This is a genomic window from Photobacterium galatheae (assembly GCF_000695255.1).
GTDB lineage: Bacteria > Pseudomonadota > Gammaproteobacteria > Enterobacterales > Vibrionaceae > Photobacterium > Photobacterium galatheae.
The window spans coordinates 138,591-164,891 of record NZ_JMIB01000017.1 but is presented as its reverse complement, the minus strand read 5'-3'; the positions used below and the strand labels follow the sequence as shown (position 1 = coordinate 164,891).

The window sequence follows — 26,301 nt, the reverse complement described above, 5'->3', positions numbered from 1 at the left end:
CTACTTTATATGAATCATGACAATCACAAGAGATCCTGCCATGGACACCATCAAATCCCGGGCGGCTGTCGCCTGGGGACCCAACCAGCCACTGACCATCGAAGACGTTGATGTCGAACTACCCAAAGCGGGGGAAGTACTGGTCCGCATTGTGGCATCAGGTGTATGCCATACCGACGCCTTTACACTGTCCGGAGAAGATCCGGAAGGCATTTTCCCAGCGATTCTCGGTCACGAAGGCGGAGGGATTGTTGAAAAAGTTGGACCAGGCGTCACCACTGTTCAGGTTGGAGACCATGTCATCCCCCTCTATACACCGGAATGCGGTGAATGTCAGTTTTGCCTTTCCGGCAAAACCAACCTCTGCCAGAAAATTCGTGAAACTCAGGGCAAAGGGTTAATGCCAGACGGCACCACTCGATTTTCGCTCAACGGCGAGCCCATTTTCCATTACATGGGCTGCTCCACTTTCTCTGAATACACCGTGCTGCCGGAAATTTCACTGGCCAAAGTCAATCCGGCGGCACCGCTGGAAGAAATCTGTCTGTTGGGCTGCGGCGTCACCACAGGCATGGGTGCCGTGCTCAATACTGCTAAAGTGCATCCGGGCGATACCGTCGCTGTCTTCGGCCTTGGTGGTATTGGATTATCTGTCATTCTCGGCGCAACCATGGCTGGCGCTTCACGCATCATTGGGATCGATGTGAACGACCATAAGTTTGCGCTGGCCAAAAAATTCGGCGCGACAGACTGCATCAACCCCAACGAAAACGACAAGCCCATTCAGGACGTGATCATTGACATGACCGATGGCGGGGTCGATTTCTCGTTTGAGTGCATCGGCAATGTCAAGGTGATGCGTTCCGCGCTGGAGTGTTGCCATAAAGGCTGGGGCGAATCAGTCATTATCGGGGTCGCCGGCGCCGGACAGGAAATATCAACTCGCCCCTTCCAGTTGGTCACCGGCCGGGTCTGGCGCGGAACAGCCTTTGGTGGCGTAAAAGGCCGGACACAGTTACCCGATCTCGTCGAGCGATATCTGAACCGGGAATTCCAGCTGCATGATTTCATCACACACACCATGCCGCTGGAAGATATCAACCAGGCGTTTGAATTGATGCATCAGGGAAAGAGTATCCGTTCCGTCATTCACTTCTGAGTTGTGAGGATGGCATGAAGAGCGAACTGATCAGCAACAACAAAAGCTTTGGCGGCTGGCACCAGCAGTGGCGGCATACGTCAGACGATCTGCACTGTACGATGCGCTTTGCCATTTATCTGCCGCCACAGACCGAAGAGGGAGAACAGGTGCCTGTGCTGTACTGGTTGTCCGGCCTGACCTGCACCGATGAAAACTTCATGCAGAAAGCCGGTGCACATCGGATTGCTGCCGAACTGGGCATTGCCATTGTCGCCCCGGATACCAGCCCGCGTGGTGATGATGTGCCGGATGATCCCAATCTGGCGTATGATCTTGGTCTCGGAGCCGGATTTTATGTGAATGCAACCGAGCCGCCCTGGCACCGCCACTATCAGATGTATGACTATGTTGTCGATGAGTTACCAACGCTGATCGAAGCACAGTTTCCGGTCACGCAGCAACGAGCAATTGCCGGACACTCCATGGGGGGGCACGGTGCGCTGGTCATTGCGCTGCGCAATCCATTACGATACAGCTCTGTGTCTGCCTTCAGCCCTATCAGCCATCCGACAGACAGCCCTTGGGGCCGAAAAGCTTTTTCAAATTATCTTGGCCCGGATGATGGCGTCGTCTGGCAACAGTATGATGCCTGCGAGCTGCTGGCCCTGAGTACGCCCCATCTGCCGGTGCTGGTTGATCAGGGCACAGCCGACGAGTATCTCAGTGAACAGCTCAAACCCGGCGCACTGCTGAAAGCCGCCGAACAGGCAAAGTACCCAATCAGCCTGCGCATGCAGCCCGATTATGATCACAGCTATTACTTCATCGCCAGTTTCATTGAAGACCACCTGCGATTTCATGCCCAGTATTTCAGCGCCTGAATCCAGCAGCTGAATCGAAAAACGCCCGGCATCATGCCGGGCGTCAGATTCAATGGCGTGATAATGGAGTCGTCTTTAGAAACCCAGAGGCAAGCCAAAGGCAAAGAAGATCACCAGCAACGCCGACCACAATACCAGGAAGGCGGCAGAGTAAGGCACCATCATGCTGATCACATCGCCAAACTTCAGTTCCGGCTTGTACTTCCGCATGAAGGCCAGAATAACACCGGCATAAGTCATCATAGGCGTAATGATATTGGTGGAAGAATCTGCGACACGGAATGCTGCCGTCACCATATCCGGCGTCATATTCGGGTTCACCTGATACAGCATTGGCACGAAGATCGGCCCCAGCAGCATCCACTTCGACGTCATCCCACCGACGAACAGGTTAATAAAGGCAGTGGTCAGAATGAAACCAATAATCAACGCGATCGGGAACGACTGCAACCCAAGAGAACTCAGGAAAGTCGCCCCCAGATAAGTGACATAAGTGCCCAGGCCAGAATAACTCAGCATCGCCAGGAAGTTGTAACAGAAGAAAGTCAGCACCAGGATATACCCCATGGTGTTCATCTGTTTCACCATCGCTGTCACGACATCTTGCAGCGATTTAAACTTCCGTGTGGTAATGCCATAGCAAAGACCGACCACGACAAACACGAAGGAGATCAGCAAAATCACGTTATCCAGATATGGCGTGACTTCGCGGCCAACTGCATTGGTATAAGGTGCCAGTGGACCCGTTGCCAGCAGGTAAACCCCCAACAGGGCGGCCAGCAGACCAAAACCCGCCGCGAGCAGGCCCTGTTGCTCACGAGCCGTCAACTGAAAATCATCCAGTTTCAGATCATCCGGCAGCTGGTAGTCCATAGCAGACAAACGCGGGGCAATAAAACGGTTGGTGATCCAGCCGCCAACGACAGTCAGAATAATGGTCGAGACAAAAATGAAGTAATAATGCATGGTGGCCGGGTTCAGTGGCTTACCGCTGGCTGTTGTAAACGGCACACCCTGTGCTTCCGCAAAAATACGGGCATTCCCCCCCAGAATCACATCAGAAGGTGTCGCCGGGATCAGGTTCGCACTAAAACCGGCAGAAACACCGGCAAAAGCCGCAGCCATCCCGATCAATGGGTTTTTACCCAAACCGGCATACAACAAACCTGCCAGCGGAATCAGCACCAGATAACCTGCATCACTGGCAATCGAAGACATGATTCCCAGAAAAACAACCATGTAAGGCAACCAGCGGTCACTGATACGCAAGCCGACTTTCTTGATCAGCGCTGACAACAGACCAGAATGCTCCGCAATACCCACGGCCAGCATCACGATCAGAATCACCCCCAGCACACCACGGCCGAATGCCAGCCAGTTCTGCAACAGGGCATTGTCGAACAGCCAACGGACATGTTCTGTGTCTGTCATGCTCTTAATGGTATGGGTCACACTACCACCGTCCGCGCCCATGACTTCAAACTGCATGCCACCAATCAGGCTCGTCAGCACCAGAATGAAGGCGAAAAGAAACATGAAGATCACAACCGGATCCGGAATTTTTTGTCCCGCGCGTTCAATGAACTTAATCATGCCCCGCGAATGCTTCGCCGGGTTCAGGGTCTCACTCATAGTTGTACTTCCTTATGAATTGAATGAGTAGAAAGCTGGAGAGTACTCGATTGTCATAATTCAGTAAAACTAATATGAGTGCATTTATTAGTGATAGAAACCAGATTAATTATTACTTACAGAATAATTATCCAATTAACAATCCATTAAAAGATGGTTAACCAAGGTCACCAATTGCATCATCTCAGGCCGTCCCCCGATACACAAACAAGTGACAAAAAAACACCTTTTCAATAAATATGAAAAAACTTGAATATTCGACTTTATTGCTGATTTTCAGGTATTGCCTCTGGTGTCGATATCGCACCTTTGGCTCCAAATACAAGCAGTAAACCTGAAACGATCAGACACAGGGTGCCTGCACCAAGCATCACAAGCCCAAAGCTGTCTGCCATCGCAGATTGATAGAGTGAACTATATCGTTCAAACAGCCCGTTTGATTGCCCCGGGAAGATGTTATCTGTCACTGCACGCTGAGCCATTGTGGCAGCGTTGGCGAATCCAGCCTCTTTCCCTGCAAGCGTTAATTGATGAACCGCACAAAGACTCATGATGCTCCCTAAAAAGGCGATGCCCAGTGTCATCCCGGTCTGGCGCAAGGCATTCATGGTGGCTGAAGCAATGCCTGAATATTCAGGTGGTGTTCCGCCCATCACCATCATGCCGGTCGCCGGTACCGACAAACCAGCGCCCAATCCCAAAACCACAAAAACAGCCACAATCACACCATCCGTAGTGACCGGCGTGAAAGTCGCCATGCTGCACAGAGCGACCCCGATGAGTGCATACCCTGAAACCATCAGAAACTGAAGAGAAAAACGGGCTGCAAGACGCCCAAATAACAAGGAGGTCACCGCCATCACTGCAAATTGCGGCATCAATTTCCACCCCGTCTGCGCGGGTGTGTTTCCTTGCACCTGCTGCAGAAAAATGGATAGGAAAAACAAACTGCTATAGCTGGCAAATCCCAGTACAAACGACGCAACATTAGCAAGTGCCAAAGCACGATAACGAAACAGAACAAGGGGCAATAGCGGGCGTCGGACGCGACACTCAACCCAGATAAAAGCGCATAACCCCACCGCTGCAAGACTCAGCGGCACCAGAACTTCGTCAAACATTGCCCCCTGATCACCTATTTTGATCAGGCTATAACTCAGCATGCCGAGCCACAACATACTGAGCACCTGCCCCAGCGGATCAAATGCTGCCTGTTCAGGATGCTTACGTTCAGAAATCCCCCATGCTCCGAGCAGCAGCGCTAGAATTCCAAAAGGCACGTTGACAAGAAAAACACTCTCCCAACCATATTGTTCGACCAGCAGTCCACCAACCAAGGGGCCGGAAATCAGTGCCAGCGCGCTAAAGGCCGACCAGCCACCAATCGCACGCGCCCGTTGATGGGGTTCAGAAAATGCGAGCGTCAGAATCGGCATCGCCCCGGGGATCAGCAATGCACCGGCAATCCCTTGAATCCCTCGCCCCCATAAAAGCGTTTCTAACCGGCCAGCCACTGCACAGATCAACGAGCCAACCACGAACAACAGCACACTGCCTAACCACACCCGTTTGTGGCCATACCGATCACCGAGTGGCCCTGCCGACAGCATTACGGCAGACAGAGCAATCGCATAGATGTTCACGACCCACTGTAAGCCCGCTAAGTCGGTCTGCAATGCTGACTGAAGTGTTGGAAGTGCAACATTGACGATACTGATATCCAGGGTCGAGAGAAAAGTCCCAAGATAAGCTGCTGCGACTAAAGCATGAATACGGTATTTCTGCATCGGAACCACCGAGAAAAGATATTGAGATTTATTCTCATCTTAATAATCGACCGACCGACGGTCAATGGGTAATTTCAAGCGCAGAGAACTTCCGGCATTTTGCTGTTCGAGTTGCGACACTCATGTCAATCACATACCATCGCTCAACGACGGTCACTTGCCATCTTGGGTAAGAACGCCTCATCCATTGTCGGGATAGATTGTGTCGACTGATTTACACAAGCCGCGAGTCAATCAAATGAAACCGCAAAAAACACCTCGCACCAAACCCGCTGAAGTTCGCCTGAACGAGCTGATGACAGCCGCCGAAAAACTATTTTTAGAGAAAGGAGTTGAAGCGACAACAATCAGTGAAATCGTCAAACTTGCTCAAGTCGCAAAAGGCACCTTTTACCATTACTTCGCCTCCAAGAATGAGTTGCTTGAGGCCATGGGCAAACGGTATACCCTGCAGTTTTTAAATCGACTGGAAGCAGCGATTGAAACCTGTGCACCGGATGACTGGCAAAAACGTTTACACACCTGGATATACAACTGCGTGTTGATTTACGTTGAAACCTACCGAACGCACGACATTGTTTATACCAATCATCATCACCATGATCGGACCAATCCGGAAAGAAACGCCCTTCTGACGCAACTGGAGGAAATTTTACAGGGAGGAATACAAGCCGGTCTTTGGACATTAGAGCAACCACGCATCACAGCCTTAATGATCTATCACGGCGTACATGGCGCTACAGATGAGGTCATTGCGCTCAAAACAGAAAGCGATGAAACATACGCTCGCGACGTCACTTCAGTGTGTCTTCGCCTGGTACAACCTTGCTGACTCCGAATCTATCTAAGAAAAAACAAGTCTACTTTTCTCAAAAGGGAGAATCGCCTTGCATCGAGAGATCGATTCTTCAAATCCCACTCGCCAAATACAAAAAAAGTCCGCTATGACGCGGACTTCGATATGCTTTATACCTGTGAAGGTCAGACACTTTTCAGTGGAAAATTATTCCCACTCAATAGTTGCTGGTGGCTTACCGGAAACGTCGTAAACCACGCGGGAAATACCATTCACTTCGTTAATGATTCGGTTAGATACGCGACCCAGGAAGTCATATGGCAGATGCGCCCAGTGTGCTGTCATGAAATCGATGGTTTCAACTGCACGCAGAGAAACAACCCAGTCGTACTTACGGCCATCGCCCATCACACCTACAGAACGTACTGGCAGGAAGACCGTAAATGCCTGTGAAACTTTGTTGTACAGATCCGCTTTATGCAGTTCTTCAATGAAGATTGCATCGGCACGACGCAGCAGGTCACAGTACTCTTTCTTCACTTCACCCAGAACGCGCACGCCCAGACCCGGACCCGGGAACGGGTGGCGGTACAGCATGTTGTAAGGCAGACCCAGTTCCAGACCAATCTTACGAACTTCGTCTTTGAACAGCTCTTTCAGCGGCTCAACCAGACCCATTGCCATGTCTTCAGGCAGACCACCCACATTGTGGTGTGACTTGATCACGTGTGCTTTACCGGTCTTCGAGGCTGCTGATTCAATCACATCCGGATAAATCGTGCCCTGCGCCAGCCATTTCGCGTTTTTCAGTTTCTTCGATTCTTCATCGAAAACATCAACAAACACATGGCCGATGATCTTACGCTTAGCTTCTGGATCCGCTTCGCCAGCCAGTGCAGACAGGAAGCGCTCTTCAGCATTCACATGTACGATGTTCAGACCGAAATGGTCACCGAACATTTCCATCACCTGCTCGCCTTCGTTCAGACGCAGCAGACCATTGTCGACAAACACACAAGTCAGCTTGTCGCCAATTGCACGGTGGATCAACATCGCCACAACAGAAGAGTCGACACCGCCCGACAGGCCCAGAATCACTTCATCATCGCCAACCTGCTCTTTAATACGAGCAACGGCGTCATCAATGATGGAAGATGGCGTCCACAGTTTTTCACAACCACAGATATTCAGAACAAAGTTTTCCAGCAGACGCTGACCCTGACGCGTATGCGTCACTTCCGGGTGGAACTGCACACCATAGAAACGTTTTGTTTCGTTCGCCATCCCTGCATACGGACAGGTTTCAGTAGCAGCCATTTTGACGAAGTCAGATGGGATTTCCACGACTTTGTCACCGTGGCTCATCCAGACGTCCAGCAGAGCATTGCCGTCTTCTGCAACCGCATCTTCAATATTTTTCAGCAGTGCGGTTGGTTCAACCACTTCAACCTGCGCATAACCGAATTCACGCAGATCAGAACCAGCGACTTTACCGCCCAGCTGCTCTGCCATGGTCTGCATGCCATAACACACACCCAGCACCGGCACACCCGCTTCAAATACATATTGTGGTGCGCGCGGAGAGTTTTCTGCCGCCACACTTTCCGGACCGCCAGACAGGATAATACCGTTTGGATTGAAATCGCGGATATCCGCCTCATCCACATCCCAACTCCACAGCTCACAGTACACACCGATTTCACGAATACGGCGGGCAATCAGTTGGGTGTATTGGGAACCGAAGTCCAGAATGAGGATACGTTGATCATGAATATTTGTGGTCATTCAGGCAGTCTCAAATATCTATTGCAATCAAAAGGAGCGATTCGCCAGCGGCGCACCGCTCCGGGAAAATTCATCGGTGTTTACGAAGACCGGCGACTGCTGTCACCGGTCTGAAGGTTGTTTATATCAGCCCAGACGGTAGTTCGGAGCTTCTTTGGTAATGGTCACGTCGTGAACGTGTGATTCCTGCATACCGGCACCAGAGATACGCACGAATTCAGCTTTGGTGCGCAGCGCTTCAATGGTCGCCGAACCGGTCAGGCCCATGCTTGAACGCAGGCCACCCATTTGCTGGTGCACGATTTCTTTCAGGTGACCTTTATAAGCCACACGACCTTCAATTCCTTCAGGAACCAGCTTGTCTGCTGCGTTATCTGTCTGGAAGTAACGGTCTGAAGAACCTTTTGACATCGCACCCAGAGAGCCCATACCCCGGTAGGATTTATAAGCACGGCCCTGATACAGTTCCACTTCGCCCGGTGCTTCTTCAGTACCGGCAAACATGGAACCGACCATCACACAAGATGCACCGGCCGCAATCGCTTTACACATATCGCCCGAGAAACGGATACCGCCATCCGCAATCACGGGAATGTCATATTCGTTTGCAACTGCAGCAGCATCAGCAATAGCAGTGATTTGTGGTACACCAACACCGGTCACGATACGGGTTGTACAGATAGAACCAGGACCAATCCCGACTTTCACGGCACTTACGCCCGCTTCAATCAGAGCGCGGGCACCATCTGCTGTGGCGACGTTACCGCCAACAATCGGCAGATCCGGGAATGCTGCACGGGTCTCACGAATACGCTGCAGTACACCTTCAGAATGGCCATGAGAAGAGTCAATCAACAGCACATCAACACCGGCTTCAACCAGCGCTTTCACACGCTCTTCGTTGCCAGCACCAGCACCAACCGCCGCGCCAACACGCAAACGACCCTGCTCATCTTTACAGGCGTTTGGCTTACGCTCTGCTTTCTGGAAATCTTTGGCAGTGATCATCCCTTTCAGTTGGAAATGGCCGTTCACAACCAGCACTTTTTCCACACGATGTGCCTGCATCACAGCTTCCACTTCTTCGCGGGAAGCCCCTTCCTTCACAGAAGCCAGACGCTCTTTCGGCGTCATCACGCTTTCTACAGTCTGAGACAGATCGGTCACGAAGCGAACGTCACGGCCCGTAATAATACCGACCAGAGCATGGTTATCATCAACAACAGGGTAACCGGCAAAGCCGTTCTCTTCGGTCAGACGCTTCACATCAGCGATGGTCTGGTAAGGTTTCACCGTGACCGGCTCCTGAACCACACCCGCTTCAAATTTCTTCACCATGCGCACTTCACGCGCCTGTTGCTCGATTGACATATTCTTGTGAATAAAGCCAATGCCCCCTTCCTGAGCCAACGCAATCGCCAGTCGGCCTTCCGTGACTGTATCCATAGAGGCAGACACCATTGGAATATTCAGCGAAATGGTTTTCGTCAGACGGGTGCGCAGATCCGCAGTGTTAGGAAGTACAGTCGAGTGTGCCGGAACCAGCAGGACATCATCAAAGGTCAAAGCTTCTTGTTTGATACGTAACATCGCAATATCTCACACCATGTAAGGTTTTAAAGAAGGGATAAAATATTGCGGACGAATTATACGTACCAAGCAAACGTTTGGCTAGAAAAAAATAAAAAAAATTAATTGACACTTTTGACTTGATACGTAATATATTCCGGTTTAAGTGACCAAGCTGCGGGCTGAAATTCAAGCCCTCATTGCGCCTGCCGACTTTTCAGGCTCCCTGCCGACGACATTCATTTGATACTGCTATCAAATTCGGGCACCATCTCCAGCAATATCCATCTCCCGAACCACAGGTTGCCTTGTCGTGAGTCTTTACAATACAGCTTCATCCCAGAATCAGCGTATCTACACGGTTTCCAGTCTGAATGCCCAGGTCCGACTCTTGTTGGAAAATGAAATGGGTGTGGTCTGGCTGATTGGAGAATTATCCAATTTCTCTGCGCCGGTTTCAGGGCACTGGTACTTCACACTCAAAGATGCACGGGCACAGGTGAAATGCGCCATGTTCCGGGGTAATAACCAGCGCGTGACATTCCGTCCGGCAAACGGAAACCAAGTGCTGGTCAAAGCCAGACTATCGCTCTACGAGCCGCGTGGCGATTACCAGCTGATTATTGAAAGCATGCAGCCTGAAGGTGATGGTCGCCTGCAGCAGCAGTTCGAGCAACTGAAAATGAAGCTGGCCGGGGAAGGATTATTTGCTCAGACCCTGAAAAAAGCACTGCCGGAACAACCGAAACGCGTTGGCATTATCACCTCTAAAACCGGCGCTGCGCTGCATGACATTCTGAATGTCCTCAAGCGTCGCGATCCCGGCTTACCCGTTGTCATCTACCCGACCATGGTACAGGGCGAAGGTGCTTCAATTTCGATTGCTCAGGCCATTGGCCGCGCGAATGCACGCCAGGAATGTGACGTGTTGATCGTCGGTCGGGGCGGCGGTTCGCTGGAAGACCTCTGGGCCTTTAACGAAGAGATTGTTGCCCGAACGATTGCAGCCAGCCAGATCCCGATCATTAGCGCCGTAGGTCATGAAGTAGATGTCACCATTGCCGATTTTGTGGCGGATATGCGTGCGCCGACGCCATCCGCAGCCGCCGAGCTGGTCAGCCGCGATCTCAGCGTTCAAATGCAGAAAATCACGCAGCGCCAACAGCATTTGCGTCATGCGATGCGCCACTACCTGTCACAACGCCAAAGCCTGCTGGTACGCTGGCAGCACAGGCTTGACCGCCAGCATCCTCAGGTCCAGCTCAATCAGCAGAGCCAGCGTCTGGATGAACTGCGCAGCCGCCTTGAAAGAGCGATGCGCAAACAGATTTCAGATCGCCAGCAGCATGTCCATCGCAATGAGTACAAACTGGCACTTCATTCTCCGGCCCAGCGACTGGAAAAAATGAGTTCCCAGCTTGCAGCGCATCAGCGCCGGTTACAGGACGCCATGGATCGCCGACTGGTCAAAGCACATCACCAACTGGCCATGGCAACAGAAAAACTTGATGCAGTCAGCCCCCTGGCAACTTTAGCCCGCGGATACTCCATCACCCGCCATGAAAATGGCCAGGTCATCCGCAGTGCCGCTCAGGTCAAAACCGGAGATACCCTGCAAACAACGCTGGCCGATGGTGAAATCCGTTCAACCGTAACCGGTTAAGCAGCGTCTTCAACAAGCATACAGGCGCTGATCAAGCACTGTGTGTACGCCTGCTGCGGATGATCAAAAATCTGCTCAGGCGTCCCCTGCTCTACTACTTCGCCACGCTGCATGACCATAACATGGTCAGAAATGGCACGAACTACGGCCAAATCATGGCTGATAAACAAATAACCGATGTTATGACGTTGCTGGATATCTTTGAGCAGATCCAGCACCGTCAACTGTACCGAGCGATCCAGAGCGGAGGTTGGCTCATCCAGCAAAATGAATTTCGGCTCAAAAATCAGTGCACGGGCAATCGCAATCCGCTGGCGCTGTCCACCGGAAAATTCATGGGGATAGCGGTTAATGCAATGTGGATCGAGCCGCACTTCCTGCAATACTTGCCGGGCTTTCTTCATTCGCTCCGCTTTGGTCATTTTCGTGAAGACGGTCAGTGGCTCTGTGATAATGTCACCAATCGTCATTCGGGGCGACAACGAGCCATAAGGATCCTGAAAGACCATCTGCATGTGGCGTTTCAGCTCAAAACGTTCCGCCGCAGTCATCTGACGCATGTTCTTGCCTTCAAAAGCAATATTGCCAGTCGAAGGTAACAGCTGCATCAGCGCACGACCCAGCGTCGATTTACCTGATCCCGATTCGCCGACAATTCCAAGGGTTTCTCCCTGTCGTAATGTCAGACTAATCCCTTTCACGGCTTCCAGATAATCCGTCGGTTGTCCCAGCCAGTTCGATTTCAGTACATACCTTACTTTGACATCATCTGCCTGGAGGACCACAGGCTCACTGGCTTTTCCAGCCCGATCACCCGGCTTCGGTTCTGCGTCCAGCAGCATTTTTGTATAAGGGTGTTCAGGATGGTGGAACACTTTTTCGACGGTTCCGGTTTCCACAACTTCTCCCTGACACATCACCACCACATCGTCGGCAAAATGGCGAACGACCCCCAGATCATGGGTGATAAACAAAATCGCCATGCCCATTTCAGCCTGAATTTCCTTCAATAGGGACAGCACCTCAGCCTGCACAGTCACATCCAGTGCTGTCGTCGGCTCATCAGCAATCAGCAGATCCGGTTTATTCGCCAGCGCCATCGCAATCATGATGCGCTGCAACTGGCCACCAGAAAACTCATGTGGATAATGACGAAGCCGCTTACGCGGTTCAGGCAGATGTACCCGTTCGAACAGAGCCAGCGTTTCTTCCATGGCCTCTCTCGCTGAGACATCCCGGTGACAACGAATCGCTTCTGCCACCTGCTCTCCGACAGGCATGTAAGGATTCAGCGAAGTCATGGGTTCCTGAAAGATCATGCCAATTTTACCGCCACGAAAAGTTCGCAATACTTTTTCGGGTAACGCCAGTAACTCAGTGCCCTGAAACCAGATCTTGCTGGTTGGATCAATACTGGCATTTTTGGGCAGCAGCCCCATGACCGCACTGGAAGTGACTGATTTCCCCGAACCGGACTCTCCGACCAACGCCAGTGTCTGGCCTTTTTCCAGACTGAAACTGACCAGCTTTACCGCATCGACAATGCCGCTTTCCATTGTAAATGCGACTGACAGCGCTTCGACTGACAGCAATGACTTCTGCATCTTCATACCTGAATCCTTACTTCTTTCTTCCATAAACAGTAATGAGAATTATTGTCAAATAAGAATATATCGAAAGAAGATTGTTGACTACCGCTGAGTATGGTCAAGATACAAAAATTTTACGAAAACCCAGTTCAGATCGGTTTTCGGCTGGACGAAATCACTCAGACAACTTTTCTGGCTGGCTATTTTCCAATAAGCACAAGGTGATCTGAACACAGGATTTCGATTTCAGTGCATTACACTGCGGACAGAAATAACTGGCAGCACCACAGGCGTTCAGTCGCTCCAGTGCCTGTTCACAGTCTGGACAGTGGGCAAGTTTGACAACTTCACGCTCGCAATGTGAGCAAAAATAGCGCCCTTGCTGCCAATCCAGATTCAACTGACAAACCGGGCACAACGACTGTGACATGGTAAGACCCTATGTGGAAATGAACTTCACTTCACATTAGCAGGGATCAACATCAAAGACATGATCAACGACAAAGTCCGGACTGATCAGCGATCAACCCCTAAAAGAACATTTATCAATACACTTCCCGAAAGCATAAGTTACATGTTCTGCATTTGGATTTTTAACAGCATAAAAAACCAAAATTACCAACAAAGAGGCAATGATCCAGAATGAACGAAAAGTGGAGTGTATTGGGCAATCTGAATGATGCTCCCTTGATTACAGGTATTTAGCGTCACTCCCGGGGAGCAAAAACACCCTCTACCAACAGGATAATCTCCGCCTGCGATCCGATATTTCCGATGATAGGATCATCAGCAAAGAAGAAAGATCAAAAAACCCGGCCATCTCTGGCCGGGTTTTTCTGTCTTACTGGTTGTTTTCCCTGTTCTTCAGGGCTGTCGTCAGACGTTTGCGCTGACGTTCCTGAGAGACCGTCAGCTTCTGACGTTTCACGTTCCCGTAAGGGTTATCACTGTTCTGGAACTGAATCCGGATAGGGGTTCCCATCATTTCCAGTGTTTTACGGTAATAGTTCATCAGATAGCGCTTATATGAACCCGGGAGGTCATTGACCTGATTACCATGAATGACAACGATTGGCGGGTTATAGCCCCCGGCGTGCGCATATTTCAGCTTCACACGACGACCACGAATCATTGGCGGCTGGTGATCATCCTGCGCCATTTGCATAATTCGGGTCAGCAGCGACGTGCTGATACGTTTGGTCGCAGACTGATAAGCTTCCTGAACCGATTCGTACAGGTGGCCGACGCCAGTCCCGTGCAGGGCTGAAATAAAGTGGATCCGGGCAAAGTCAACAAAGCCCAGACGACGGTCCAGCTCAGACTTCACACGTTCTTTCACTTCGTTATCCAGACCATCCCACTTATTCACGGCAATCACCAGAGAGCGACCCGCATTCAGGGCAAATCCCAACAGGCTCAGATCCTGATCAGAAATATTTTCGCGGGCATCGATCACCAACAAAACAACGTTGGCATCCTCAACGGCCTTCAGCGTCTGAATCACCGAGAATTTTTCGACGGCTTCGTTCATGTTCTTCCGGCGACGCACACCAGCCGTATCAATCAGAACATAATCCTGACCATCGCGCTCCATTGGAATATAAATCGAGTCACGTGTGGTTCCCGGCATGTCGTAAACGACAACCCGCTCTTCACCCAGGATCCGGTTCGTCAGGGTCGATTTACCCACATTCGGACGGCCGATAATCGCCAGTTTGATTGGCTGTTCCTGCAGGCGCTTGTAAGCCGCTTCGGCATCTTCTTCCGTCAGATTCGCTTTTTCGATCGCTTCAACGGAGTCCAGTGACTCAATGTCAATGAACTCATCATCTTCTGAATGGCTTGCTTTCCAGGCTTCAACAAATGGTGCCAGCGCACGCTCCATCAGCGCGGTCACACCACGGTTTTGTGCCGCAGCAATCTGGTGCATTTCATCAACACCCAGCTTCCAGAAGTCAGCACAGGCACTGTCAGCATCAATCCCGTCAATCTTGTTCACCACCAGAAACGTTGGCTTCTGGCGGCTGCGCAGGTGCTTGGCAATGGCTTCATCAGCTGCTGTCAGACCGGCACGGCCATCGACCAGAAACAGTACAACATCTGCTTCTTCAATGGCCAGCAGCGATTGCTCGGCCATTTTGGTTTCAACGCCTTCTTCTGAACCGTCGATACCACCGGTGTCGATGACAATAAATTCGTTCTCTTCGAGCTCAGCTCGACCGTACTTACGATCCCTGGTTAGGCCAGGAAAGTCAGCGACCAGCGCATCCCGGGTGCGAGTAAGACGGTTAAACAACGTCGATTTACCCACATTCGGGCGCCCGACAAGGGCAACTACAGGAATCATAATGAGTGTACCTCTATATTTTTCATCATCTTAATGAAGCCATGTTTGTCTCAAACGACAATCATGACGTCACGGGTAGAATAACAACGGCCCCTGATGCAAAAACAAGCAGGAGCCGAAGCGTTAATCTTATCACAGAATGCAGCTGTGACTAAGGCAAATGCATTTTGCTCAGTTTGCCTTCTCTGGTTACAACCAGATAGCCATCGGCCAGTGCCAGGGGGGGGACGGTAATGCCGCTGCCATCCGTTTGTTGCTGAGCAACAAACTCACCACTGCGGGGATCCAGCCAGTGCAGATACCCAAGGCTGTCGCCGACCACCAGCTTTCCACTGATGACAGACGGGGCGCTGAGAATACGGTGCGACAGCTCCGTATTCTGCCATAGTTCGGTCCCGCTACGGATATCAACAGCCACCAGATGGTCATCCGCAGTTACCAGAAAGAGCAGGCCGGAATTAATGACAAAATCAGTCGCAGAAGAATAATTACGCTTCCACACCTGTTGACCACTGCGAAGGTCGATCGCCACCAGATTTCCGTTATACCCTGCGGTATACAGACGATCGCCCTCTACCACCGGTGCCGCATCGACATCAACCAGACGATCGATTTCCGTCGCGCCCTGTGGCTGACCAATCGGTTGTTGCCAAATGAGCTGACCATTCCGAATGAAGGCACCCGCAAGACGGCCATTCGCCTGTCCCCAGAAAACACCACCGGAAATCGAGACTGGTGCACTGTCTCCGCGCAATGTCAGTGTGGGCACATCACTGCTGATTTGCCACTTGGTCACACCCGTTTGGGCATCCATGGCCTGAAGAATGCCACGGCTGGTATTGACCATCACCATGCCTTCATCCGCCAAAGGCTTCGCCAGCACTTCACCGTCAACATCGACCCGCCAGACTTCTTCACCGGTTTCCGCGTCTAAAGCAATCACTTCTGCATTTTCGCTGCCGATGAAAACTTGATTGTAGGCCACCGACAGCCCACCAGAGAGTTTGGCATTCTCTTCAGCGCTGACCTGATGTTCCCAAATCTGTTTCCCGGTGCTCGGGTCCAACGCCTGAACCATTCCACTTCGGCTGGCAACAAAGAGTTTGCCGTAACCGGTCACGGGGGCCAAACGGGAATAAAAATGCTGTACACCGTCGTCAATATTGCGCGTCCAGTCCTGAACGGGTTTGAACTGCTGATTTTCAACCACAGGTAACGGAGCCATTTGCACCGCTTCTTCTTCGCTGGCACAGCCACTCAACACACTCAGCGTGACTGCCAACGCGACGGCTTGCTTCAATCGCTTGCGCATAGTGTGCCGCCTTTACTGGGCCAAATCGTCAAGTTTGATTTGCAATGCCGGAGAAGCACCCAGCTCTTTCGCTCTGAGGTATGCTTCACGAGCCGCAGACTGATCACCTTTTTGCAGCAGAATATCGCCGCGCAGTTCAGCAACTTTGCCTTTCCAGCTTTCAGCTTTGACTTTATCCAGTTCAGCCAGCGCCTCATCGTAAGACTTCTGAGCAGCCAGGATACGCGCCAGACGTGTATGTGCCACAGATAACAAAGCGTCATCTTCAGTATGACCGATCGCCCATTTCAACTGCGCTGCGGCGGCATCCAGATCGTTTTTCTCGATCTGAACTTTCGCCAGTTGCAATGCCGTCAGAACAGCATAGTGAGAGCTTTCAAAATCATGGATAAAAGTTTGTGCCTGGCTCATCGCGCCGTCATCACCACTGGACAGCGCCTGCACTGTCTGAGTATAAGCTTCGGAAGCCTGCTCTTTCGCAGTCTGCACCTCAGCCTGATAATAACGCCAGCCATACAGGCCACCCAGACCTAATACAGCGCCAAGAACGACGGCTTTACCGTTTTCCTTGAGCCATGCCTTAATGATTTCAACCTGTTGTTCTTCAGTGGTATTGACGTCCACGTCCTGTCCTCTCTTAAATCAATTCTGCCAGCTTGGTCGCAACCTCTGCCTGAGGCAAAGTCTGTTGCTCGCCGCCACGAAGGTCTTTCACTACCACAGTGCCATCAGCAATTTCGTTTTCGCCCAGTACCAGCGCGACAACCGCGCCAACATTATCTGCACGCTTGAACTGCTTCTTGAAGTTACCGCCGCCAAAGTGATTCATCACACGCAGTCCCGGTACGGCTTCACGCAGTGTCTCTGCCAGCTTCATGCCCGCCATCAGCGTGCCTTCACCAGCCGTCACTACATACACATCCACACTGCGGCGAACGTCTGTCAGTTCCAGTTCTTCCAGCATCAGCACCAGACGTTCCAGTCCCATGGCGAAACCGACGCCCTGAGTCGCACGGCCACCCAGCTGTTCAACCATCCCGTCATAGCGACCACCACCACAGACGGTTCCCTGGGCACCCAGGCTATTGGTGATCCACTCAAAAACGGTACGGTTATAATAATCCAAACCACGCACAAGGCGTTCATTTACCTGGTATTCGATACCCGCAGCGTCTAATAGTTCACACAAACCAGAAAAATGCGCTTTAGATTCTTCATCCAGATAATCAGACAGTTTCGGCGCGTCGGCCAAAATCGCCTGAACAGCCTGGTTTTTCGAGTCCAGCACACGCAGCGGGTTGGTGTACATACGGCGCTTACAATCTTCATCCAGCACATCGGTATGCTGTTCCAGGAAAGCAACCAGCGCTTCACGGTATGCTGCACGGGCTTCTGATGAGCCAATAGAGTTCAGTTCCAGCCGCACATGTTGATCAATGCCGAGTTCACGCCACAGGCGTGCAGTCATCATAATCAGCTCAGCATCAACATCCGGTCCCTGAATACCAAAGACTTCCACACCAAATTGATAAAACTGGCGGTAGCGGCCTTTTTGCGGACGTTCATGGCGAAACATGGGGCCCATATACCACAGGCGTTGTTCCTGATTGTACAGCAGGCCATTTTCAATCCCGGCACGAACACAACCGGCTGTGCCTTCCGGGCGCAGTGTCAAACTGTCGCCATTGCGGTCTTCGAAGGTATACATCTCCTTCTCAACCACGTCGGTGACTTCACCAATCGCTCGTTTGAACAGGTTTGTCATTTCTACAATCGGCATACGAATTTCGCGATAGCCGTAAGCGCTAACAACCTGTTTCGCGGTATTTTCCACTTTCTGCCAAAGTGGAGTCTGAGTCGGGAGGCAGTCGTTCATGCCTCGAATTGCTTGAATTTGTTTCGCCACGTTGATTCTCAATTAACCGATGGGAATTAAGCTCGAATATATATAAGACCGAATATATAAGTTATGCAGGACATTGTGAACCTGCCCCGAAGGATTCCGGGGCAAGAAAAACAGAAAAGGTTACTTTTCGGTAACGTCAATGCGGTTACGCAGATCGATCATAGATGCTTTTGCCCGGATTTTGGTTTCCAGTTGATCGATCACGTTGTCGTTGTCAAAACGCTCTTTCTGACGAACACCGTCTTCATAAAAAGCACTTTTGCGGTTTCCGCCGGCAATACCAAGATGAGAGACTTCCGCCTCACCCGGACCATTGACCACACAGCCAATCACCGAAACATCCATCGGCACAGTGATATCTTCCAGACGCTGCTCCAGTTCGTTCACCGTGCCAATCACATCAAACTCCTGACGTGAACAGGTCGGGCAGGCAATAAAATTAATGCCGCGGGAACGAATCCGCAGTGATTTCAGAATATCAAAACCGACTTTAATTTCTTCAATCGGGTCCGCTGCCAGAGAAATACGCAGCGTATCACCGATCCCTTCTGCCAGCAGCATGCCCAGGCCAACCGCAGATTTCACTGCGCCAGCACGCGCACCACCAGCTTCGGTGATCCCAAGATGCAAAGGCTGTTTGATTTCTTTTGCCAGCCGACGATAAGACTCCACCGCCAGGAAAACATCAGAGGCTTTCACACTGACTTTAAACTGATCGAAATTCAGGCGATCCAGAATATCGACATGACGCATCGCCGATTCAACCAGCGCTTCCGGTGTCGGTTCACCGTACTTTTGCTGCAGATCTTTTTCCAGTGAGCCACCGTTCACGCCAATACGAATCGGGATATTTTTGTCCCGGGCACAGTCAACAACGGCACGGATTCGGTCTTCCCGGCCGATATTTCCCGGATTAATCCGCAAACAATCGACGCCGTATTCCGCCACTTGCAGGGCAATGCGGTAATCAAAGTGAATGTCTGCCACCAGGGGGACGTTCACCTGTTGCTTAATCACCTTAAAGGCTTCTGCCGCATCCATCGTCGGTACAGAAACACGAACAATATCAGCGCCGACCTTTTCCAGTGCACGAATTTGCGCAACCGTCGCCTCGACATCTGTGGTTCGGGTGTTGGTCATGGACTGCACGGCAATTGGTGCACCATCACCAATGGGTACCTTACCCACATAAATTCGGGTTGAAGGGCGGCGTTTAATCGGGGACTCGTTATGCATCTTTCATTCTCTGTTTACAACGGCAACTTCAACCGGGCCACTTTGCCGGCCGGAAAGCCGCTCAGATCAACTGGTTCACCTTTGAAGCTCATTGTAACAACACTCGGCGCGCCGAGCACTATCTTAAACGGTGCCTTACCATCCAGCGATATCACATCGCCGGAAGTTTTAATCCCGGTTTCAAGCTGCTTGCCGTTGGCATCACGAATATCAATCCAGCAGTCACCGTTAAAAGTCAGTTTCAAATCTGGAACCTGCGCCACTTCCGCGGATACAGAATCAACCGACAGCAATGCATTGGCGTCCTCCAATAACCCGCCTTCGGTTCCCTCGCTCATGCGACTGACGGGTGTGTCTTGACCCGCCCCCTGCACCGCTTCGTCAAAGGTGTTCAGAGGCAGCTCATCATCAGCCACTGCATTGCTGCTGTATTCCTCGCCAACCGAATTCACGGCTTCAGACTGACTGGTTCCTTCTGCAATGGCACTGACATCGTCACTGCTCAGAGAGCCAGCCATTTCATCCGAAGTACCGGCCAGTGATTCATCCAGCGGCTGTGTACCCGAGGTCTGTTGCTCTGAAATCACTGGTGGCTCTGTCTTCTGCTCTGTCTGCCACCACCAGGCAGCGGTCATCCCAACAATAATGGCACCAAAAATCCAGGTCAGCCCCATTATACGGCTGTCATGTTTTTCACGCTTGGTTTTACGGGAGAAACTATGCATGGTCTGGGCCTGTGGCTGTCCCTGACCAAAACTTTCCAGTTTGTTCAGGATTTCATTAACGTCCAGGCCGACAAATTTTGCATAAGAGCGAACATAACCACGGGTGAACGTGGCCATTTGCGCTTCATCAAATCGGTTTTGTTCAATGTCATCAATCACAGACACCCGCAGGCGCAGACGGCTGGCCACATCCTTCTGAGAGTAGCCAAGCTGCTCGCGTGCCTGACGTAGCATGTCTCCGGGACGAATGACGTCTTCCGTTACTCGTTCTTCGTTCTGTTCAGTATTCATTGGCTAGATAATTCTGATATTGCTGAGAATCAGGAAATTGTTGTCGTAACAATTCGGCATATTTTTTCACCTGATCAAGGCGACCGCTCTGGCTTGACGACTGAATTTTAAGAATAAGACTATCAGCAGTTTCTCCATACCGCTGGCTGAATGCGGTCAGTCTGTCATCCGCCTTCTGATATTCCCCATCTTTGAGCTCTAACTTTGCCAGTTGTAACATCGAAAGCGGCCGAAAAGGGTCATGATCCAGTGTTTTATTGAAATAGTCCGCAGCCTGCGTCGCATTCCCTTGTTTCAGACGGCATAAAGCAGCATTTTCAAAGCTGCTTGCGATCTGAAAATAATCCGGTTGTGAGACGGCGCGGTCAAAAACCGTGATGGCTTCATCATAACGGGCTTCACTACACAAGAATACACCATAGTTATTAAGCACATCGCCATTTTTTGGCGATTCTTGCAAAGCCCGGACATAGAGCGCTTCAGCCGAACGATTTTCACCCACCTGCTGATAATAATGTGCCATTGTAAGCAGTGCTCTGGGATGATCAGGCGCAACATCCAGCGCTTTCTGTAAATTGACATGCGCTCTTTGCCACTGACCACGCTCCAGATAACCTAATCCGAGGGTGATTCTTGCATCCGCGGCCACAACAGGATCCACGGTTCGGTGCGTGACAGCTGAATCCATTGTCACACAGCCAGTTAAAAAACAAGCGGCTAATATGCCGCTTGCGCTTGGGTACATCCAGCGTCCCATGACAACTCCCTGCTCACTTCCTTTGAGCTTGACCAAGTGGTCACTGAATCCGGTCAGTTTGAGATGACTCGGGTCTATGCTGACTTTATTATCAGACTGCTTTGACCGGAATTGGTTCACCTTTCGCTTGCTTTGCCAGGGTACGTTTTGTGCGGTCAATCACATCACCGACCAACTGGCCGCAGGCTGCGTCAATATCGTCACCCCGGGTCTTCCGCACCGTCACAGTGAAATCATATTCCATCAGCGTTTTCATGAAACGGTCAATTCGCGAATTACTTGGCTTCCGGTAAGGCGACCCCGGATACGGGTTAAATGGAATCAGGTTGATTTTCGCCGGGGTGTCTTTCAGCGTATGTGCCAGCTCACGGGCCTGATCCATACTGTCATTGACATGATCCAGCAAAATGTATTCAACGGTCACTTTCCCTCGGTTCGCATTCGAAGACGCGATGTAACGGCGAACGACATCCAGGAAAGTATCGATATTGTATCTGTCGTTAATCGGCATAATTTCAGAACGCAGCTGATCATTGCCTGCATGCAGAGAGATAGCCAGTGCGACATCAACCTTGCCGATCATCTGTTCCAGACCGGAAACGACACCAGAGGTAGAAACCGTCACACGACGTTTAGACAGACCGAAACCCAGATCGTCCAGCATGATATTCAGTGACGGGATCAGGTTTTTCATGTTCAGTAACGGTTCGCCCATCCCCATCATCACCACATTGGTAATTGGACGGCGGCCCGTTTCTTTCTCAACACCGATCTCTTTGGCAGCACGCCAGACCTGACCAATGATTTCAGAAACTTTCAGGTTACGGTTGAAACCCTGCTGCGCAGTAGAACAGAATTTACAGTCCAGCGCACATCCCACCTGAGAAGACACACACAAGGTTGCACGGTCATCTTCCGGGATATACACCGTTTCTACATCCTGATCTCCCACACGCATCGCCCACTTAATCGTACCGTCAGACGAGTGCTGTGCTTCAGAAACATAAGGTGCGCGGATCTCAGCCACCGCTTTCAATTTTTCGCGTAGCTTCTTATTGATGTTGGTCATCTGATCGAAGTCGTCACAACCGAAATGATACATCCACTTCATGACCTGATCCGCACGGAAGGCTTTTTCGCCCAGCTCATCGGCAAAATACTGCCGCAGTCCTTCGCGATCGAAATCCAGTAGATTGATTTTGACATTCGTCATCGGTTGTCGCCTCACTAAAAAATGACAGATCCTGCGCCCTGCCTACCCGGACGTGGTGTCCAAACAGCGGGGAGATTCAAGGCGCGAAATTGTACAGACTTTATCGCTGCGTTTCCACTTTTGCGCGCTTGGTTCCGCTTCAGCACCTCTGATCAGCTTAGCCGACACAGGCACAGTTGCGACGCCATAAAAAAACGGGAAGCCAGGCTTCCCGTTCATCAGTTGGTACCCAGGTTCGCATTAGCTACGCGAGCAGATTTCATCGTCAGAGAAGAAATAAGCAATTTCACGCGCTGCCGACTCCGGACTGTCTGAACCATGAACGGCATTCAGACGTGTACTTTCCGCATAATCTGCACGCAATGTGCCACACGCAGCTTCTTCCGGATTGGTTTTCCCCATCAGTTCACGATAACGGGTGATCGCGCTCTCCCCTTCCAGTACCTGAACCATCACAGGACCAGAAGTCATGAACTCAATCAGTGGCTCATAAAAAGGTTTGCCTTCGTGCTCTGCATAAAAGCCCTGAGCCTGTTGCTCAGTCAGACGCAGCATTTTGGCAGCAACAATTGTCAGACCCGCACTTTCCATTCGATGGTAAATCGCGCCGATCTGGTTACGGCCGACGGCGTCAGGTTTCACAATTGAGAAGGTACGTTCAATTGTCATTCTTATATTCCTTATCTTCGGTTCACTTCAGGCGGGCAGGCTTCCCTGCCCTCTGGCCCTTACTGTAACAGCAACGCCGCAATATTCGCTACCCCAAGACCCGTAGCGCCTGCTGCCCAGCGAGCATCGGCACCGTCACGGAAGCAAGACGCTAAGTCAAAGTGCACCCAACAGCTGTCATCACTGACAAATCGGGACAGAAAAGCCGCTGCATTCGAAGCGCCGCCCATACCGCCACCTTTCACAGCACGGCTGTTGCCCGTATCAGCATAGTCAGACGGACAGTTATTCTGGTGCCATTTCTCCAGTGGTAACGGCCAGGCTGGTTCATTCACCAGTTCAGACAACTGCTGTGCTTTACGCAACAGCTCAGGCTGCATTGAGAAAATCGCGTTGTAATCTGTACCAACAGCCATCATGGCCGCACCGGTCAGCGTTGCCGCATCAATGATCAGCGGCGCTTTCATTTCACTGGCCTTGAGCAGACCATCTGCCAGCACCAGACGACCTTCCGCATCAGTATTGAAGATTTCAACAGTCAGGCCGTTCTTATAGGTCAGAATATCACCCAGCTTGTAAGCATTACCGGCAATCATGTTTTCTGCACAACACAGAACCAGTTTGACTCGCTTGTTCAGTCCCTGCTCAATGGCATAGGCCAGCGCTGCTGTCACGGTCGCGGCACCACCCATATCACATTTCATGGCGACCATACCGGCACTTGGCTTAATGCTGTAACCACCTGAATCAAAAGTGATTCCTTTGCCCACCAGGCAAGCATGAATCGGTGCGTCTGCATCTCCAGTCGGGTTGTAATCCAGGGTCAGCATCACCGGTGGACGGCTGCTGGCACGGCCAACACTATGCGTGCCAACCCAGCCTTCAGAGAGCAGTGCATCGCCAACCAGCACATCATGTGTGATCTTGTCTCCGGCAACGCCTTCCAGAAACGCGACTGCGTCCTGTGCCAGTTTTTCCGGGTACATATCTTCTGGCGTCGCGTTCACGACCTGGCGCACCCATTCCGCACTGCGGCGACGTGCGTTCAGCAATTCCAGTTCATCTTCATCCTGAGATGCCCACTGCACTTCAACCGATTTACGCGGGGCAACAAAACCGCAATAGAATGCCCACTGACGCTCATAGCTCCAGCCTTCACCGCTCAGGCTCACTTGTGAAACACCCTGAGCCGACAGCTGGCGTGCTGCCTGTTGAATCCGACGCAGGACGAAATCGCCCTGATAATGAAGCACAGCACTTTCCTGCTGATAAGAAACCAGTGCCTTCTCACCCCAAACGCCCTGAGAAGGTTCGGCAGATAGCAATACCGTAAGCATATTCGTAGTCCCTAAGTTGAAAACGCACAACAGGCGAACCGGTTGTGCGTCATAAATATCCAAAACGCGAAATTAAATATCCTGAGTCAGGATGTTCGCCAGTGTCCGAACACCCATACCGGTCGCACCAACGCCCCATTTGTCGCTGGCTGACTTACGGTAAGTGCCACTGCAGTCAATGTGCAGCCAGCCTTTTTTGTAATCTTCCACAAAGTACGACAGGAAGGCGGCGGCTGTGCTGGCACCCGGAGTAAAGTCACCGGATGAAATATTGGCCAGATCAGCGAAACCAGACGGCATCATACGGCGATGATGTTCACCCAGTGGCAGTGGCCACATGCCTTCATGCTCTTCGCTGGCGGCGATCAGCGCTTTCTGCGCCATGCCGTGATCGAAGCTGAACAGCGCGTGATAATCATTCCCCAGTGCATTTTTCGCCGCACCTGTCAGGGTCGCGCAATCAATAATCAATTCAGGCTTCTGCGTGCTGGCATAAATCAGACCATCAGCAAGCACCAGACGGCCTTCTGCATCGGTATTGAGAATTTCAACCGTTTTGCCATTTTTGTAGGTGATGATATCACCCAGCTTAAATGCACGGCCTGAGATCATATTTTCTGCACAGCACAGGATCAGCTTGATTCGTTTCTGCACACCACGAGCAATTGCCAGTGCCAGGCCACCCGTCGCCATCGCTGAACCGCCCATGTCAGCTTTCATCGCAGACATGCCACCCGAAGGCTTAATGCTGTAACCGCCGGAGTCAAAGGTAATCCCTTTCCCGACCAGACAGGCAAATACAGGGGCTTCATCATTACCCGTTGGGTTGTAGTCCAGAATCAGCATTGCTGGCGAGCGTTCAGAGCCACGGCCAACCGTATGAATCCCCACCCAGCCTTCATCCAGCAGGTCATTACCTTTGATGACTTTGTAGGTCACGTGATCCGGGGCCAGTGATTTCACGAACTCACCGGCACGATTCGCCAGATGAGACGGATTCACGACCTCAGCACTCTGGTTGATAATGTCACGAACCCAGTTCGTGGCAGTCAGGCGCGCCTGTAATTCAGCTTCTTCCGCCTCTTCCAGCGCAGGCCAGCTCACATGATTACCCGGCTTGGCATTTCGGTGGCCCTGAATGAAGGCCCAGATCGTTTCTACATCCCACTCATCGCCACTCAGGCTGACTTGTTTGATGCCCTGTCCATCTAGCGTACGTCCCGCACGCTGAATTATATTGAGCACATCATCATTGGTAACGTGAATTTGTACGCCGTCAGCAGTGTAAGACACCAGGGCATTCTCACCCCACTGTTCTGCAGCAGCGTCTTGAGTCAGGAAGACTGACATAGTGGCAGACATGAATAACTCCTTGAATGTTTCCCGCTGAGCGTTCACCACTCAGGGGCGCATGCTTATGACTTCAGAGCGTCTGACTCTGAATGCTCTGCGTTACGATGAAGCAGATTTCTCCGCAGACCTCATCTGCCAGACCTGTTCCGCTTTGGTCACACGAATGCTCCCGAACATAGGGATAGTCTGACAAGATGCAAGAGAAGCAATGCGAAAATACAACAAAGCGGACCTGAAAGGGTAGCTGTTCAACCCAGGGTCCGCCATATAGCTATGGTCCTTACAGACACTTTCCCGGTCTGCACGAACAAA

Annotated in this window: 21 protein-coding genes; 4 read left to right on the top strand and 17 right to left on the bottom strand. The window is 51.3% G+C overall.

The window, feature by feature from the left end:
* Positions 1-40: 40 nt before the first annotated feature.
* On the top strand, positions 41-1,159 hold the full coding sequence (locus EA58_RS09080; protein WP_036751573.1) for an S-(hydroxymethyl)glutathione dehydrogenase/class III alcohol dehydrogenase: 1,119 nt from the start codon (positions 41-43) through the stop codon (positions 1,157-1,159).
* A gap of 14 nt (positions 1,160-1,173) precedes the next feature.
* Positions 1,174-2,022, top strand: coding sequence for an S-formylglutathione hydrolase (gene fghA, locus EA58_RS09075; protein ID WP_036751571.1), 849 nt, complete (start codon positions 1,174-1,176; stop codon positions 2,020-2,022).
* A gap of 75 nt (positions 2,023-2,097) precedes the next feature.
* Here fghA and EA58_RS09070 read toward each other — a convergent pair whose 3' ends face one another.
* Both EA58_RS09070 and EA58_RS09065 read right to left on the bottom strand, forming a co-directional pair.
* Complete coding sequence (locus tag EA58_RS09070) at positions 2,098-3,654, bottom strand: AbgT family transporter (RefSeq protein ID WP_051641974.1); 1,557 nt, start codon at positions 3,652-3,654, stop codon at positions 2,098-2,100.
* 263 nt (positions 3,655-3,917) lie between these two features.
* Positions 3,918-5,441, bottom strand: coding sequence for an MFS transporter (locus EA58_RS09065; protein ID WP_036751569.1), 1,524 nt, complete (start codon positions 5,439-5,441; stop codon positions 3,918-3,920).
* 202 nt (positions 5,442-5,643) lie between these two features.
* Here EA58_RS09065 and EA58_RS09060 point away from each other — a divergent pair, with 202 nt between their 5' ends.
* A complete protein-coding gene (locus EA58_RS09060) occupies positions 5,644-6,273 on the top strand; it encodes a TetR/AcrR family transcriptional regulator (RefSeq protein WP_200872172.1) in 630 nt (209 codons plus the stop codon).
* Between the two features lie 171 nt (positions 6,274-6,444).
* On the opposite strand, the gene guaA is transcribed toward EA58_RS09060, so the two are convergent.
* On the bottom strand, positions 6,445-8,022 hold the full coding sequence (gene guaA / locus EA58_RS09055) for a glutamine-hydrolyzing GMP synthase (RefSeq protein WP_036751566.1): 1,578 nt from the start codon (positions 8,020-8,022) through the stop codon (positions 6,445-6,447).
* A gap of 126 nt (positions 8,023-8,148) precedes the next feature.
* Positions 8,149-9,612: an IMP dehydrogenase gene (gene guaB, locus EA58_RS09050; protein WP_036751564.1), complete on the bottom strand. Its 1,464-nt coding sequence runs from the start codon at positions 9,610-9,612 to the stop codon at positions 8,149-8,151.
* 292 nt (positions 9,613-9,904) lie between these two features.
* Here guaB and xseA point away from each other — a divergent pair, with 292 nt between their 5' ends.
* Positions 9,905-11,254, top strand: coding sequence for an exodeoxyribonuclease VII large subunit (xseA, locus tag EA58_RS09045; protein ID WP_036751562.1), 1,350 nt, complete (start codon positions 9,905-9,907; stop codon positions 11,252-11,254).
* Here xseA and EA58_RS09040 read toward each other — a convergent pair.
* The 13 genes from EA58_RS09040 to pepB (EA58_RS08980) all read right to left on the bottom strand — a co-directional run bounded on the left by EA58_RS09040 (position 11,251) and on the right by pepB (EA58_RS08980) (position 25,998).
* The gene (locus EA58_RS09040) at positions 11,251-12,858 is read right to left on the bottom strand and encodes an ABC transporter ATP-binding protein (protein WP_036751632.1); all 1,608 of its coding nucleotides are present in this window, start codon (positions 12,856-12,858) and stop codon (positions 11,251-11,253) included. The genes xseA and EA58_RS09040 overlap by 4 nt on opposite strands.
* 160 nt (positions 12,859-13,018) lie before the next feature.
* The gene (locus EA58_RS09035; RefSeq protein WP_036751561.1) at positions 13,019-13,273 is read right to left on the bottom strand and encodes a zinc ribbon domain-containing protein; all 255 of its coding nucleotides are present in this window, start codon (positions 13,271-13,273) and stop codon (positions 13,019-13,021) included.
* A gap of 411 nt (positions 13,274-13,684) precedes the next feature.
* Entirely contained in the window at positions 13,685-15,190 is a 1,506-nt protein-coding gene (gene der, locus EA58_RS09030) for a ribosome biogenesis GTPase Der (RefSeq protein ID WP_036751559.1), read from the bottom strand.
* A gap of 151 nt (positions 15,191-15,341) precedes the next feature.
* The gene (gene bamB, locus EA58_RS09025) at positions 15,342-16,502 is read right to left on the bottom strand and encodes an outer membrane protein assembly factor BamB (RefSeq protein ID WP_036751558.1); all 1,161 of its coding nucleotides are present in this window, start codon (positions 16,500-16,502) and stop codon (positions 15,342-15,344) included.
* A gap of 12 nt (positions 16,503-16,514) precedes the next feature.
* Complete coding sequence (locus EA58_RS09020; protein ID WP_036751556.1) at positions 16,515-17,126, bottom strand: YfgM family protein; 612 nt, start codon at positions 17,124-17,126, stop codon at positions 16,515-16,517.
* A gap of 13 nt (positions 17,127-17,139) precedes the next feature.
* Entirely contained in the window at positions 17,140-18,408 is a 1,269-nt protein-coding gene (hisS, locus tag EA58_RS09015; RefSeq protein ID WP_036751554.1) for a histidine--tRNA ligase, read from the bottom strand.
* 120 nt (positions 18,409-18,528) lie between these two features.
* A complete protein-coding gene (gene ispG, locus EA58_RS09010) occupies positions 18,529-19,644 on the bottom strand; it encodes a flavodoxin-dependent (E)-4-hydroxy-3-methylbut-2-enyl-diphosphate synthase (RefSeq protein ID WP_036751552.1) in 1,116 nt (371 codons plus the stop codon).
* A 14-nt stretch (positions 19,645-19,658) separates the two neighbouring features.
* Positions 19,659-20,660: a cytoskeleton protein RodZ gene (rodZ, locus tag EA58_RS09005; protein WP_036751550.1), complete on the bottom strand. Its 1,002-nt coding sequence runs from the start codon at positions 20,658-20,660 to the stop codon at positions 19,659-19,661.
* Positions 20,650-21,417, bottom strand: coding sequence for a type IV pilus biogenesis/stability protein PilW (pilW, locus tag EA58_RS09000; RefSeq protein ID WP_051641978.1), 768 nt, complete (start codon positions 21,415-21,417; stop codon positions 20,650-20,652). Before pilW ends, rodZ begins: the two co-directional genes overlap by 11 nt.
* A gap of 91 nt (positions 21,418-21,508) precedes the next feature.
* Positions 21,509-22,630 (bottom strand): bifunctional tRNA (adenosine(37)-C2)-methyltransferase TrmG/ribosomal RNA large subunit methyltransferase RlmN, encoded by a 1,122-nt coding sequence (rlmN, locus tag EA58_RS08995; RefSeq protein ID WP_036751548.1) that lies wholly within the window; start codon positions 22,628-22,630, stop codon positions 21,509-21,511.
* Between the two features lie 240 nt (positions 22,631-22,870).
* The gene (ndk, locus tag EA58_RS08990) at positions 22,871-23,299 is read right to left on the bottom strand and encodes a nucleoside-diphosphate kinase (protein ID WP_036751546.1); all 429 of its coding nucleotides are present in this window, start codon (positions 23,297-23,299) and stop codon (positions 22,871-22,873) included.
* A gap of 59 nt (positions 23,300-23,358) precedes the next feature.
* Entirely contained in the window at positions 23,359-24,636 is a 1,278-nt protein-coding gene (gene pepB / locus EA58_RS08985) for an aminopeptidase PepB (RefSeq protein ID WP_036751543.1), read from the bottom strand.
* A 72-nt stretch (positions 24,637-24,708) separates the two neighbouring features.
* Positions 24,709-25,998 carry an aminopeptidase PepB gene (gene pepB / locus EA58_RS08980; protein WP_036751540.1) on the bottom strand — a complete coding sequence of 430 codons (1,290 nt, stop codon included), beginning with the start codon at positions 25,996-25,998 and terminating at the stop codon, positions 24,709-24,711.
* Between the last annotated feature and the right edge of the window lie 303 nt (positions 25,999-26,301).